Origin of the sequence: Micromonospora acroterricola, from assembly GCF_003172955.1 — a bacterium.
GTDB classification, from domain to species: Bacteria; Actinomycetota; Actinomycetes; order Mycobacteriales; family Micromonosporaceae; genus Micromonospora; species Micromonospora acroterricola.
In genome coordinates, this window is record NZ_QGKR01000233.1 from 18972 (window position 1) to 33029 (window position 14058).

The window sequence follows — 14058 nt, forward strand, 5'->3', positions numbered from 1 at the left end:
TACCCTTGGCGTTCGTGGCCAGTCCCACCTCGCTGTTGAAGCGGCTTCTCCTCGGTCGACCGTTCCGGTCCGACCGGCTTCAGCACACCCTCCTGCCGAAGCGCATCGCGCTGCCCGTGTTCGCGTCCGACGCGCTGTCCAGCGTCGCGTACGCGCCCGACGAGATCCTGTTGACCCTCTCCATCGCCGGAGCCTCCGCGTACGTCTTCTCGCCGTGGATCGCCCTCGCGGTGGTCGTGGTCATGCTGACCGTGGTCGCCAGCTACCGGCAGAACGTGCACGCCTACCCCTCCGGGGGCGGGGACTACGAGGTGGCCACGGTCAACCTGGGCCCGAAGTTCGGCGTCGGCGTGGCCAGCGCCCTGCTGGTCGACTACGTGCTCACCGTGGCGGTGTCGGTCTCCTCCGGGGTGGCGAACCTCGGCTCGGTGGTGCCGTTCGTGGCCACCCACAAGGTCATGATCGCGGTGACGGCGGTGGTGCTGCTGAGCGCCGTGAACCTGCGCGGCCTGCGCGAGTCGGGCACCGCGTTCGCCATCCCCACCTACGGGTTCGTGATCGTGATGGGCGGGATGCTGCTCACCGGGTTGGTCCGGGTCTTCGTGCTGGGCGACGAACTCCGCGCGCCGAGCGCCGATCTGGTGATCCAGGCCGAGCACAGCGTGACCGGTTTCGCGCTGATCTTCCTGCTGCTGCGGACGTTCAGCTCGGGCGCCGCCGCGCTCACCGGAGTCGAGGCGATCTCCAACGGGGTGCCGGCGTTCAAGGCGCCGAAGAGCCGCAACGCCGCCACCACCCTGCTGCTCCTGGGCGCGATCTCGGTGAGCATGCTGGTCGGGATCATCTGGCTGGCCCGGCTGACCCACCTGCAGTTCGTCGAGGACCCGGCCCTCCAGATCGTCTCCGGCCCCGAGGGGTACGTGCAGAAGACCGTCACCACCCAGCTCGGCGAGACGGTCTTCGGCTCCGGGTCGATCCTGCTCTACGTGGTCGCCGGGGTGACCGCCCTGATCCTGTTCCTGGCCGCGAACACCGCGTTCAACGGCTTCCCGGTGCTCGGCTCGATCCTCGCGCAGGACCGTTACCTGCCCCGGCAGTTCCACACCCGCGGCGACCGGCTGGCCTTCTCCAACGGCATCGTCTTCCTCGCCCTCTTCGCGATCGTGCTGATCGTCGGCTTCCAGGCCGAGGTGACCCGGCTCATCCAGCTCTACATCGTCGGGGTCTTCGTCTCGTTCACCGTCTCCCAGGTCGGCATGATCCGACACTGGAACCGGCGTCTGCGGACCGAGCGGGATCCGGAGGCGCGCCGCCGGATGCACCGGTCCCGGGCCATCAACACGTTCGGCGCCGGCCTGACCGGCACGGTGCTGGTGATCGTCCTGGTCACCAAGTTCCTGCTCGGCGCCTGGATCGCGATCGCCGCGATGGCGGTGATCTACCTGCTGATGCTGGCCATCCGTGGGCACTACGACCGGGTCGCCCGGGAGTTGACCCCGCCGGACGAGGGCCGCGCCGTGCTGCCCGCCCGCAACCACGCGATCGTGCTGGTCAGCAAGCTGCACCAGCCGACCCTGCGGGCCATCGCGTACGCCCGGGCCACCCGGCCGGACACGCTGACCGCGGTGACCGTCAACGTGGACGAGAAGGACACCCGGGACCTGCAGGGGGAGTGGGAACGGCGGGAGATGGCCATCCCGCTCACCGTGATCGACTCGCCGTACCGGGAGATCACCCGGCCGATCCTGGACTTCGTCGCCTCCACCCGCCGCCAGTCACCCCGGGACGTGGTCACCGTCTTCATCCCGGAGTACGTGGTCGGGCGCTGGTGGGAGAACCTGCTGCACAACCAGAGCGCGCTGCGCCTCAAGGGCCGGCTGCTCTTCGAACCGGGGGTGATGGTCGTCAGCGTCCCGTGGCAGCTCGCCTCGACCGCGAGCAAGAACCTGGACCGGTTGGACGCCACGCTGTCCCGGACCCCGGCTCGCGGGCCACGGGTGGCACCCCACGGCACCCCGCCGCCGGGCGTCCCGCCGGTGGTCTCCACGCCGCAAGGCCAAAGCGGTCCGGTCGACAGCGGCCCGGTCGGGACCGGCCGTGACTGAGCCGGACGTGCCCGCCGTGCCGCTGCCGGCGGAGCGTGGCCTGGTCGAGGTGGAGCTGGTCGAGCTGACCGTCGACGCGGTCGCCCCCGGCGGGCACTGCGTGGCCCGGGTGGACGGGCAGGTCGTCTTCGTCCGGCACGCGCTCCCCGGCGAGCGGGTGATCGCCGAGGTCACCGAGGTGCACCGGGGGTTCGCCCGGGCCGACGCGGTGACCGTGCTGGAAGCCTCACCGGACCGGGTCGAGCCGCCCTGCCCGTACGCGAAGCCGGGCGCCTGCGGTGGCTGCGACCTGCAACACGTCGCCCCGGACGCGCAGCTGGCCTGGAAGACCGCCGTGGTGCGCGAGCAGCTGGTCCGCCTCGGCGGGCTGAGCGACGCCGAGCTGGACGAGCTCGGCGTCCGGGTCGAGGCGCTGCCCGGCGGGCCGCTGGGCTGGCGGTCCCGGGTCCGCTACGCCGTGGACGCCGCCGACCGGGCCGGCCTGCTCAAGCACCGCTCGCACGAGGTGGTGCCGATCGACTACTGCCGGATCGCCCACCCGGCCATCCAGCAGCTTCCGGTGCTCACCCCGACGGGCGCGAGCTGGCCGGCGGCCGAGGCGGTGGAGACCGTCGCCAGCACCGGCGGGGACGTGACCGTCGCGCAGGTCCGCGACGGTGTGGCCACCCCGGTGAGCGGGCCGACCGTGGTCCGCGAGGTGGCCGCCGGGCGGTCCTGGACGCTGCCCGCGTCCGCCTTCTGGCAGGTGCACCCGGCGGCGGCCGACACCCTGTCCGCGGCCGTGCTGGAGCTGCTCGACCCCCAACCGGGTGAGCTGGCCTGGGACCTGTACGGCGGCGCCGGGCTGTTCGCCGCCGGGCTGGCCGCCCGGGTCGGGGAGACCGGCCGGGTGACCCTCGTGGAGGCGGCGCCGCAGGGCGTCGCCGCCGCCCGGGAGAACCTGGCCGACCTGCCCCGGGTCGAGGTGGTGTCGGCACGCGTGGAGACGTCGCTGGCCCGCCGGCGCATCACCGGCCCGGTCGACGTGGTGGTCCTCGACCCGCCGCGCTCCGGGGCGGGCGCCCCGGTGGTCCGCGCGCTGGCCGCCGCCGGTCCGCGCGCCGTGGCGTACGTGGCCTGCGACCCGGCCGCCTTCGCCCGGGACGTGCGCACCTTCGCCGAGCTCGGCTGGCGGCTGACGGCGCTGCGCGGCTTCGACCTGTTCCCGATGACGCAGCACGTCGAGCTGGTCGGGCTGCTGCTCCCGCCGGCCGCGCGTTAGCAGGAGGCCCTTCTCTCATGCGGATCGTCGGTTTGATGTCGGGGACGTCGTACGACGGGGTGGACGTGGTGGCGGCGGAGTTCACCGCCGAGGGGGACACCCTGTGGCTGCGCCCGCTGGGGCACCGCGGCCTGGACCACGACGAGCGGCTGCGCGCCGAGATCGCCGCGGTGCTGCCGCCGACGGCCACCACGATCGAGGCGGTCTGCCGGCTCGACAACCTCCTCGGCGAGGTCTTCGCCGACGCGGCGGCGGTCGGCCTGGAGCTGGCCGGCGGGCGGGTCGACGCGGTGGTGTCGCCCGGCCAGACGGTCTTCCACTGGGTCGCCGACGGGGTGGTCCGGGGGACGCTGCAACTGGGCGCGGTGGCCCGGGTGGCCGCCCGGGTCGGCGTACCGGTGCTCAGCGACCTCCGCTCGGCGGACATCGCTCTCGGCGGGCAGGGCGCGCCGCTGGTGCCGGCCTTCGACGCGTTGCTGCTGGACCCGGCCGACGGCGCCGCGCCGCGCGCGGCGCTGAACCTCGGCGGCATCGCCAACCTCACCGTGGTCGCGCCGAACGCGCCCGTCCTCGGGTACGACGTGGGCCCGGCCAACGCCCTGCTGGACGCGGCGGCCCGGCGCTTCCTCGACCGGCCGTGCGACCTCGACGGCGCGCGGGCGGCGGCCGGCCGGGTGCACCCGGGGCTGCTCGCCGACCTGCTGAACGAGCCGTACTACGCGGCGCCGCCGCCGAAGTCCACCGGCAAGGAGCTGTTCCACGCCGGGTACCTGGACCGGCGGCTGGCCGCGCTCGGTGAGCCGGTGCCGGTGGACGACCTGCTGGCCACACTGACCGAGCTGACCGCTCGGGTGGTGGCCGCCGAGTGCGACCGGCACGGCGTGGTCGAGGTGGTGGCCGCCGGCGGCGGTGTGCGCAACCCCACCCTGCTGGGCCGGCTCGCCGCGCTGGGCGCCGGCCGGTGGCGGCTGCGCGGCACCGACGAGCTGGGCGTGCCCGCGCAGGCCAAGGAGGCGTACGCCTTCGCGCTGCTCGGCTGGCTGTCCTGGCACGGCCTGCCGGGGGCGATCCCGTCGGTGACCGGCGCCACCCGGGGCGCGGTGCTCGGCTCCTGGACCCCGGCCGGACCGGCGTACCCCGGCACGCCGGTCGAACCGCCGCGCCGGCTGCGGATCCGGGCCTGACCAGGCGCGCGGCCGGTCGGCGGGTTACCGGGCCGGTCGGCGTCTGACCGGGCGCTCAGCCGGTGGGTGACGGCCGGGACCGGGCGCGCGGTGCTCGGGCCGGGCTGCGGAGTACCGGCGGGCCGATAGACTCTGCGGTCATGAGCGTTGAAGAGGACACGGCCAACCACGGTCGGCTGCTGGGGACGGTGCGCGGTCCGCAGGACGTCAAGCGGATGTCCGGCGAGGAACTGGACGTTCTCGCCGCCGAGATCCGGGACTTCCTGATCGCCAAGGTCTCCCGCACCGGCGGGCACGTCGGGCCCAACCTCGGTGTGGTCGAGCTGACGCTGGCCATGCACCGCGTCTTCGACTCCCCCCGCGACCGGCTCCTGTTCGACACCGGCCACCAGTCGTACGTGCACAAGATCCTCACCGGGCGCCAGGCCGGCTTCGACAAGCTCCGCCAGCGTGGTGGCCTCTCCGGCTACCCCAGCCAGGCCGAGAGCGAGCACGACCTGATCGAGAACTCGCACGCCTCCACCGCGCTCTCCTACGCCGACGGCCTGGCCAAGGCGTACGCCCTGCGGGGTGAGGCGCGCAGCGTCGTGGCCGTGGTCGGCGACGGCGCGCTCACCGGCGGCATGTGCTGGGAGGCGTTGAACAACATCGCCACCGCCGGCAACTCGCTGGTCATCGTGGTCAACGACAACGGCCGGTCCTACTCGCCCACCATCGGCGGCCTGGCCGACCACCTCTCCTCGCTGCGGCTCAACCCGGGCTACGAGAAGGTCCTCGACACGGTCAAGGACGCCCTCGGCTCCACCCCGCTGGTCGGCAAGCCGATGTACGAGGTGCTGCACGCGGTCAAGAAGGGCATCAAGGACGCGGTCGCCCCGCAGGCCATGTTCGAGGACCTCGGCATCAAGTACGTCGGCCCGGTGGACGGGCACGACGTGGCGGCGGTCGAGTCGGCGCTGCGCGCGGCGAAGAACTTCGGCGGCCCGGTGATCGTGCACGCGGTCACCCGCAAGGGGTACGGCTACCGCCCCGCCGAGGAGGACGAGGCGGACTGCCTGCACGGTCCGGGCAGCGCCTTCGACGTGGAGACCGGCGCGCTGCTGGCCGCCCCCTCGGTGAAGTGGACCCACGTCTTCGCCGACGAGCTGCTGGCCGTCGCCGACGAGCGTCCGGACGTCGTGGGCATCACCGCCGCGATGGCCGAGCCGACCGGCATCGCCAAGCTGGCCCGCAAGTACCCCGAGCGGGTGTACGACGTCGGCATTGCCGAGCAGCACGCCGCCACCTCGGCGGCCGGGCTGGCGCTGGGCGGCCTGCACCCGGTGGTCGCCGTCTACGCCACGTTCCTCAACCGCGCCTTCGACCAGGTCCTGCTGGACGTGGCGATGCACAAGCTGCCGGTGACCTTCGTGCTGGACCGGGCGGGCATCACCGGCCCGGACGGGCCCAGCCACTACGGCATCTGGGACATGTCGGTCTTCGGGGTGGTGCCGGGGCTGCGGATCGCCGCTCCCCGGGACGCCGCGACGCTGCGCGAGGAGCTGCGCGAGGCGCTGGCCGTCAACGACGGCCCGACCGTGGTGCGCTTCCCGACCGGAGCGGTCGCCGCGGACCTGCCGGCGCTGCGCCGCGTCGGCCCGGTCGACGTGCTGGCCGAGTCGGCCCGCACCGACGTGCTGCTGGTCGCCGTCGGCTCCTTCGGCCACCTGGGCATGGAGGTGGCCGCACGGGTCGCCGAGCAGGGCTACGGCGTCACCGTCGTCGACCCCCGGTGGGTCCGCCCGGTCCCGGCCGAGCTGGTCGAGCTCGCCGCCGGCCACCGGCTCGTGGTCAGCGTCGAGGACGGCGTCCGGGTCGGTGGCGTGGGCGACGCGCTCGGCCAGGCGATGCGCGACGCCGACGTCCGGGTGCCGCTCAAGGACCTGGGCGTGCCGGCCGACTGGCACCCGCACGGCACCCGCGCCCAGATCCTCGCCGACCTGGGCCTGACCGCGCAGGACGTGGCCCGGAACGTCACCGGGTGGATCTCCGGCCTGGACGCCACCCCGGACCGCCTGACCCCGACCAACGCTCCAGCCCAGAACTGACCCGTACCGCGACGGCGGGCGCCCCCGAGGGGACGCCCGCCGTCGCGCGTCTAGCGGGGGGTGATCGAGCGGTAGTGGGTCTTGTCGGTGTTGGCCAGGCTGAAGGTCTGGCTGCGCGACGGCTCGGGGACGACGACCAGGCCGGGGCGTTCGACCAGCAGCGGGGTGCCCGGCGGGACCGACAGCGAGCTGTCCCGGGTGGCTCGCCAGCTGAGCACCACCAGCGGCTGGCCGGGCACCGGTAGCTGGTAGGTCTGCAACGGGGTGGCCCGGTCGGCGGGCGAGACCACGGGCGCGCTCCCGTCGGCCGGTCGGTAGACCACCGCGGTCATCGTGCCCGCGTCGGTGTCCCAGCTGAGCTGTTGCAACTCGGCCGGCTCGCCGCCACCGAGGGCGACCTCGCCGAGCGAGCGGACCGTGAGCTTCGCCATCGGCCAGGACGTCGGCACCGACCGCGGCGCGTCCCGATCGCCGATCCGGCGCGGAATGCTGCCGAACGGGCCCCGGTCGCCGGCCAGCACGCACGTGTCCAGGCCGGTGAGCGCCCGGCGGCCCGTGCCGGACTCGTCGCGTACCAGCGGGTAGCGCGGATCGGCGGTGCCGGTGCCCAGGTCGAGCAACCGGTCGGCGGCCCGCCCTCGGGGCAGCGACTCGGTGGCCCGGAGGGTCGCGGTCACCGGGACCGCCGTGCAGGCCGGCACGTCGACCGGCGCGCTGAGGCCGTCGGCGACGGTCAGCGCCCGGCCCTGGGGCCCGAGCAGCCGCTGCACCCGGGCGGAGACCAGGTAGCGCCGGCCGCCGGCGGTCTGCACCGGCAGCACGTCGGAGTAGACCAGGTAGCCGGGGTCGGTGTACTCGGTGGCGCGGGTGATCGCGTACCGGTCGCCGTCGCGGGTGAGTTGCAGCAGCCAGGAGGCGCTCTCGCCGGGCACGTCGGCGGCGACCAGCGCCACCGGTGCGCCGTCGACCCGGCCGGAGAAGAGGATGCCGGACGAGGGCAGGTGCGCCCGGTCGTCGGCAGGTGACCGCCAGTCGCGTACCGCGTCGGTGACCGCCGTCGTCGTCGCGGCGTCGCCGGACAGGTCGCCGCGGGGTGGCCACACCGCCAGCGAGCCGTCCAGGCTGTCGTACCCGACCCGCAGGTCCTGCGGCTTCCGGTCGGCGACCGGACCACACGCCGTGCCGGCCAGCAGGGCGCTCAGCAGGACGGTGAGCGCCCTGCCGTGTCGGCGGCCTGGAGTCACCTGATCCGTCCCCGATCGCCTCGTCGTCGCTGTCGGAAAGCGCCATAGTACGAGATGTCCGGCGCAGCGCCTCAGGTGGCCGCCGACCAACCCACCACAGTGGACATCACCGGGGCTTTAGTGCCCTTTCGTCGCTCCGGTAGACTCCGCCGACTGTGACGCCTGCCGAGTCCCGCGCCCTGTCCGCGCCGCACCGGGAGGCGGCGGCCCGCCCCGACGAGACAGTGAGCCGGCACACGCCGGTCGATCCGGCCGTCGCCTCGGTCGCACCCGCCAGGGTCCCCGACGTCGCCGGGCCCGCGCTGCCCGGACCGGCCGCGCCAGCCGAGGTCGGTACGGACGACGACGCGGGCTCCGCGGTGAAGGCGCCGGCCGGGACGCGGCGACGCTGGTGGACGGGGTGGACGCGGCGGCGGCAGAACCTGGCTGTGGGCGTGCTGTTCCTGCTCGCCGCGCTCTGGGTGACCAGCCGCATCTGGCTGGACCCGGCCGGACGGGTGGCCTCGCTCTACACCGGCGACCCGGCCCAGGTGCAGTTCTTCCTCGCCCACTCGGTACGGGTGGTGCTGCACGGCGAGTACCCGTTCTACACCGAGCAGTTCAACTACCCCGACGGCGTCAACCTGATGGCCAACACCGCCGTGCTGGCGCTCGGCATCCCGATGGTGCCGGTGACGCTGCTCTTCGGGCCGGCGGTGTCCTTCGTGGCGCTGGTGACGCTCGGCCTCGCCGGCACCGCCATGGCCTGGTACGTCGTGCTCTCCCGACACCTGGTGCGGACGCCGCTCGCCGCGGCCGTCGGCGGTTGGTTCTGCGGGTTCTCCCCGGCGATGCTCTCGCACGCCAGCTGGCACCCGAACATCATCAGCCAGTTCCTGCTGCCGTTCATCGTCTGGCGGGTGCTGGTCCTCACCCGGTCCCGCCGGCCGGTGCGCGACGGGACGTTGCTGGCGGTGCTGGTCACCGCGCAGGCGTTCATCAACGAGGAGATCCTGCTCTTCACGGCGCTGGCCTGCGGGGTGTTCCTGCTCGCGGTGCTCGCCCAGGAGCCGGCCCGCTGGTGGGCTGCCTGGCGACCGCTGGCCGCCGGCCTGGCGGCGTGCGCGCTGCTGGCCGGGGCGCTGCTCGCGTACCCGCTGTACGTGCAGTTCGCCGGGCCGATGGCGTACCACGGGCTCAGCGACGCGGTGCAGGACTACGGCAACGACATCGCCGCCTTCTTCGCCCCCGGCTCGCCCACCCTCGGCGGCAACCAGCGGGCCAACATCAACCTGGCGCCGAACTACTCCGAGGAGAACGCCTTCTTCGGCTGGAGCCTGTCGATGCTCGCCGTCGGCATCGTGGTGTGGCTGCGGCGGGAGCTGATCGTCCGGGCGCTCGCCATCACCGGCGGGTTCTTCGCCGTGCTCTCCCTCGGCGAGCGGGTCTCCTGGTGGGACCGGGAGCTGGTCGGCGGCCCCTGGCAGTGGCTGGTCCACCTGCCGCTGCTGGACGCGGTGGTGCCGACCCGCTTCGGCCTGATCACCAGCGTGGTGGTCGGTCTGCTGCTCGCGCTGGCCGTCGAGCGGGCCTGGGCGCTGCGCCCGGCCGACCGGCGTACCGTGCGGACGCTCACCGCGGCCGGCCTGGCGTTCGCGTTGCTGCCGATCGTCCCGATGCCGCTGCGGATGGTCTCCCGGCCGCCGGTGCCGCACTTCATCACCGCCGACCGCTGGCGGGCGTACGTGGGCCCGGACCAGACGCTGGTGCCGGTCCCGGTGCCCAGCATGGGCAACACGCACGGCATGCGCTGGGCGGCGTCCACCAACCTCGACTTCAAGATCCCCGGCGGCTACTTCCTCGCCCCCCGCAACGGCAACACGGGTGACCCGGGCCGGTTCGGCGGCCGCCCCAGCGGGGTGGGCCAACTGCTGGAGGAGGTGGCGACCACCGGCCGGACGCCGAAGCTGGACGACCGGCAGCGCCGCCGCTTCATGGACGAGCTGCGACACTGGCGGGCGGCGATCCTGGTGCTGCCGCTGCGGCAGCAGAACGCCGAGCCGCTGCGGCGTACCGTCGAGGAACTGGTCGGTCCCGGTCGCCAGGAGCTGGACGTCTGGGTGTGGGACGTCCGGACGCTGACCGACCGCTCGGTCTGATGGCCACCGGGACTGCCTCCTCGGCGACGGCGGACCCGGCGGAGGCGGTCACGGCGACGCCCCGCCGGTCCCGGCGCGCCTGGCTCCCCGACGCGCTGGTGGTGGCGGGCTACCTCGGTCTGGCCGTGCTGCTGACCAGCGGTCAGTGGCGTCATCCCGGGCGGCTGTTCCACCAGGCGGGCGACCAGGTCCTCTTCGAGTGGATGCTGGCCCGCGCGGCTCGCGCGGTGACGGAGGGGGAGAACCCGCTCTACAGCACCGCGCTGAACGCGCCGGACGGGGTCAACCTGATGGCGAACACCTCGGTGCTCGGCCTGGGTGTCCCGCTGGCCCCGGTGACCCTGCTCCTCGGCTCGCAGGCGGCGTTCTGCGTGGCGGTCGTCTGCTGCCTCGCCGGCACCGCGACGGCCTGGTACGCGCTGCTGCGGCGCCGGCTGGTCACCGGCCGGTCCGCGGCGGCGATCGGCGGGCTGGTCTGTGGCTTCGCCCCCGGCATGGTCGCCCAGGCGGGAGCGCACCTGCACGTGGCCGCCCAGTTCCTGGTGCCCGCGATCCTGGCCCTGGTGTTCCGGCCCGGGCGGGCTTCCGGCGGGGTGTGGCGGCCCGGCGTCGGTCTCGGGCTGCTGCTCGTCTGGCAGGTCTTCATCGGCGAGGAGGTGCTGGTCTTCCTGGCGCTCGCCGCCGGGGTGTTCGCCCTCGGTTACGCGCTGGCTGACCGGGTGGCGGCCCGGCGGGTCGCGCCGGCCCTGTTCGGCCGGCTCGGGGTGGCGGCCGTCGTGGCGACGGTGCTGCTGGCGTACCCGCTGTGGTTCCAGTTCCACGGCCCGCAGCACTACTCGGGGATGGCGTTCGCCGCGCACGGTTTCCAGCTGGACGCGGCCTCGTACACCGCGTCGGCCCGGCAGACCGTGCTCGGTGACGACTGGCTGCCGGGGCTGCTCTCGCCGAACCCGACCGAGGAGAACTCGTTCTTCGGGCCGGGGCTGCTGGTGCTCGCCGTGGTGATCGTGATCTGGCTGTGGCGACGGCCGCTGGTCCGTGCGCTGGCCGGCTGCGGAGCGGTCTTCGCCCTGCTGTCGCTCGGCACCGAGCTGCGGGTGGACGGCACGGCCACCGGCGTCCCGGGGCCGTACCGGCTGGTCGCCGGGCTGCCGCTGCTCGACCTCGCGGTCCCGGCGCGGTTCGCGCTGGTCTGCGTGCCGGTGCTGGGCGTGCTGACGGCGCTCTCCCTGGACCGGGTCCGGGAGGTGCGTCGGCAGCCGACCGCGCCGGGGCTGCCGGTGCGTCTGTTGTGGACCGGCGCGGTGGCCGCCGCGCTGCTGCCCCTGGTCCCGACGCCGATCCGGGCGGTGCCGGTGGCGCCGGTGCCGACGTTCGTCGCCGACGGCGGGTGGCGGCCGCTGGTGCCACCCGGCCGGACCGTGGTCGCGGTGCCCCCGGTCACCGGCGCCGCGCTGAGCCCGGTGATGCTCTGGTCCGCCCGCACGGGGCTGGCGTTCCGCGCGCCGGGCGGGTACTTCATCGGCCCGACGGGCCCGGACGACCCGGCGGCGCGCTGGGGTGCGCCCGACCGGCCCACGGCCGTGCTGCTGCGCCGCGTCGCCGAGACCGGCGCGGTGCCCGTCCTCACCGACGCCGACCGCCGGCAGGCCGTCGAGGACCTGCGGCACTGGCGCGCCGCGCTGGTGGTGCTCGGCCGGTTGGCGCACCCCGAACCGGTCCGCCGGACGGTCGAGGAGCTGCTCGGCCCCGGCCGGCCGGTCGACGGAGGGTGGGTGTGGGACGTTCGGGACCAGGTCGGCTGACCCGCCGGCACAGCGGCTGACCCGCCGGCACAGCGGCTGACCAGCCGACCAACGGCTAACTAGCCCACCAGCGCGCGGACGTCCCAGACCCAGACGTCGTCGACCCGCTGCGGCGGCCCGATCAGGGCGGTGACCAGCTCGCGGAGCACCGCCTCGCGCGGATGGGCCCCGAGCACCACCACCGACGCCCGCCAGAACCGCAGGTCCTCGACGGCCTGGCGGCGGTTCTCGTCGGTGAGCGCGGGGACGGCGCCGGCGTCCATCGTGGAGTAGATGAGGCTGCTCGTCGGCCGGTTCGGCGCGCCGAAGACCCCCTCGCCCACCTCGTTCGGGCCGATGAAGTAGCCGCCCGGGACGGGGAACTGCTGGCCGGTCAACGCGTTCCAGCGCAGCGTGGGCAGGCCGTGCACGTTACTGGGGATCGGCACCGGCACCAGCGTCCGGCCCGCCGGCACGTACGGTCGCCAGCCACCGGCGGTGATGAAGTGCGGCGGTGGGTCCACCGGCTGGGCCGGCAGCGGCCGGGGGAAGAGCGGCAGCAGGGCGAGGGCGACCGCCGCGTACCCCACCGGGCGCAACCACCGCCGGCCCGACGCCAGCGGTGCCGGCGCCTCGCCGGGCGTCGTCGAGGTTGGCTCGCCGGCGCGCGGAGCCGGCACCCGGGCCCGGTCGGTCACCGGGCGGCCCTGGCGGGACGCGGCGTCCCAGATCAGCGCGAGCAGCACGCCCACCGCGGCGGCCACCACCAGGGTCAGCCGGGTCGGCATCATCATCTCGACCAGTGGCAGGTCGTCCGGCACGTACGACCACGGGCCGCGCACGTCGGTCTCCACGCCGTTGAAGCGCACCACCGGCCCGATCGCGGCCACGGTGAAGACCACGATCAGCACCGCGACGATCCGGGCGGCCAGCGACCGGCGCACGAGCAGCACCAGGGCCACCACCGAGAGCAGCACCAGCGGCCAACCGAACCAGGTGTTCTGCTCGGTCATCCCGATCGTCTTCTCCACGGCCGGGTCACCGGCCCAGGTGTCCCGGGCGAAGGTGACGAAGGCGACCAGGTCCTCGCCCCAGTTGTGGAAGACGCCGCCCTGTAGGCCGCGGTAGGACTGCGGACCGTTGAACTGGAACCAGATCGGGTACGCGGCGAGCAGCAGCGCCAGCCCACCCGCGACACCGAGCCCGGCGGCGAACGGGCCGGCCTCGGCGCGCGCCGCCCGTGGCCGCTGCACGGCGTACGCCAGCACGACGACCAGGCAGGCCAACGCGGTGAGGAGCAGCATCTCCTCGTTGATGAAGATCTGGTACGCCACCAGCGCCCCGAGCACCAGCCCGTTGCGCCGCCACCGCCCGGGCTCGCCCAACCGCAGCACCCGCACCACGATCAGCGGGAGCAGGAAGTTGGACACGAAGTTGGGCTGCCCGTTGGCGTGGTGAATGATCCCCGGCGCGAAGCCGAGGAAGGCGCCGCCGACGAACGCCGCCGCCCGGGAGCGCACCAGGTACCGGGAGAGCATCCAGTACGAGGTGCCGGCGGTCGCCGCCAACGCCCCGCCCAGGTAGAGCGCGTACATCACCTGAGGGCCGAGCAGCATGGTGAGCGGGGACAACGGCAGCGTCACCCCGAGCAGCGAGGTGTTGGCCATCATGTTCACCCCGTCCGGGGCGTTCTGCCGCGCCGTGAACAGCGGGTTCTCCAGGTGCCGCACCGAGTACGCGCCATGCGCGAACAGCCACTCGAACCAACTGTGGTCGGTGGGCAGGTGCGAGGAGACCCGGCCCTGCACGTCCCCCCAGTAGTTGAGGCACACGAAGACGCCCAGCACCACATAGGCTCCGAGGGCCAGCAGGTCGGCGCGGACCGGTCGGCGTGGAGGCCGTCGTGTCGGCTCGACCTCGACGGGAACGGCGTCGGTCACGGAGTTCAGCGAGGGGTCTACCACCGGCACGGCCACGACGGGCCATCGTACAGGCGGGGATGCGTCGCTTTTGCCGGGCCGGTACGCCCAACGGTCGGTTTGCCAGGGTGGTGGCCACCGGCCGGCCGGACGCGGTGACGGGAAGGACGGTCGGTGTCGTCGATCATCGAGCTGGGCGAGGTCCGGGAGGAGCCGACGTCGTCGCCGCCCCGCCGCCCGCGGGCCGCCGGCCGCCCGCTGTGGTGGGCGGCGGTGCTGCTCTGCCGCCGCCTCGACGGCCGGACCGCGCTGTGGCGGCTGCGGCCGTGACCGGCC

General features: G+C 74.2%; 9 protein-coding genes. 7 read left to right on the plus strand and 2 right to left on the minus strand.

The window, feature by feature from the left end; genetic code table 11:
• Positions 1 to 14 precede the first annotated feature (14 nt).
• The 4 genes from DKT68_RS20940 (at position 15) to dxs (ending at position 6637) form a co-directional block, all read left to right on the plus strand.
• Positions 15 to 2105 carry an APC family permease gene (locus DKT68_RS20940; RefSeq protein ID WP_109819113.1) on the plus strand — a complete coding sequence of 697 codons (2091 nt, stop codon included), beginning with the start codon at positions 15 to 17 and terminating at the stop codon, positions 2103 to 2105.
• 22 nt (positions 2106 to 2127) lie between these two features.
• Complete coding sequence (locus DKT68_RS20945; protein ID WP_109819114.1) at positions 2128 to 3366, plus strand: class I SAM-dependent RNA methyltransferase; 1239 nt, start codon at positions 2128 to 2130, stop codon at positions 3364 to 3366.
• A 17-nt stretch (positions 3367 to 3383) separates the two neighbouring features.
• Positions 3384 to 4550 (plus strand): anhydro-N-acetylmuramic acid kinase, encoded by a 1167-nt coding sequence (locus DKT68_RS20950; protein ID WP_109819105.1) that lies wholly within the window; start codon positions 3384 to 3386, stop codon positions 4548 to 4550.
• A 140-nt stretch (positions 4551 to 4690) separates the two neighbouring features.
• Positions 4691 to 6637 carry a 1-deoxy-D-xylulose-5-phosphate synthase gene (gene dxs / locus DKT68_RS20955; RefSeq protein WP_109819106.1) on the plus strand — a complete coding sequence of 649 codons (1947 nt, stop codon included), beginning with the start codon at positions 4691 to 4693 and terminating at the stop codon, positions 6635 to 6637.
• A gap of 50 nt (positions 6638 to 6687) precedes the next feature.
• Here the strand turns inward: dxs and DKT68_RS20960 are convergent, their stop codons facing one another.
• Positions 6688 to 7881 (minus strand): hypothetical protein, encoded by a 1194-nt coding sequence (locus DKT68_RS20960; protein ID WP_109819107.1) that lies wholly within the window; start codon positions 7879 to 7881, stop codon positions 6688 to 6690.
• A 155-nt stretch (positions 7882 to 8036) separates the two neighbouring features.
• Between DKT68_RS20960 and DKT68_RS20965 the strand changes: the two genes are divergently transcribed.
• Complete coding sequence (locus DKT68_RS20965; RefSeq protein WP_109819108.1) at positions 8037 to 10019, plus strand: glycosyltransferase family protein; 1983 nt, start codon at positions 8037 to 8039, stop codon at positions 10017 to 10019.
• Positions 10019 to 11824 (plus strand): glycosyltransferase family protein, encoded by a 1806-nt coding sequence (locus DKT68_RS20970; RefSeq protein ID WP_236647004.1) that lies wholly within the window; start codon positions 10019 to 10021, stop codon positions 11822 to 11824. Before DKT68_RS20965 ends, DKT68_RS20970 begins: the two co-directional genes overlap by 1 nt.
• A 59-nt stretch (positions 11825 to 11883) precedes the next feature.
• Here the strand turns inward: DKT68_RS20970 and DKT68_RS20975 are convergent, their stop codons facing one another.
• Positions 11884 to 13773, minus strand: coding sequence for a hypothetical protein (locus DKT68_RS20975; protein ID WP_201749127.1), 1890 nt, complete (start codon positions 13771 to 13773; stop codon positions 11884 to 11886).
• Between the two features lie 123 nt (positions 13774 to 13896).
• On the opposite strand from DKT68_RS20975, the gene DKT68_RS31205 reads away from it, so the two are divergent.
• Entirely contained in the window at positions 13897 to 14052 is a 156-nt protein-coding gene (locus DKT68_RS31205) for a hypothetical protein (RefSeq protein ID WP_161556689.1), read from the plus strand.
• Positions 14053 to 14058 lie beyond the last annotated feature (6 nt).

Coding starts and splice junctions, on each gene's coding strand:
- DKT68_RS20950 (WP_109819105.1), top strand. CDS start 3,384: ATGCGGATCGTCGGTTTGATGTCGGGGACGTCGTACGACGGGGTGGAC.
- dxs (WP_109819106.1), top strand. CDS start 4,691: ATGAGCGTTGAAGAGGACACGGCCAACCACGGTCGGCTGCTGGGGACG.
- DKT68_RS20970 (WP_236647004.1), top strand. CDS start 10,019: ATGGCCACCGGGACTGCCTCCTCGGCGACGGCGGACCCGGCGGAGGCG.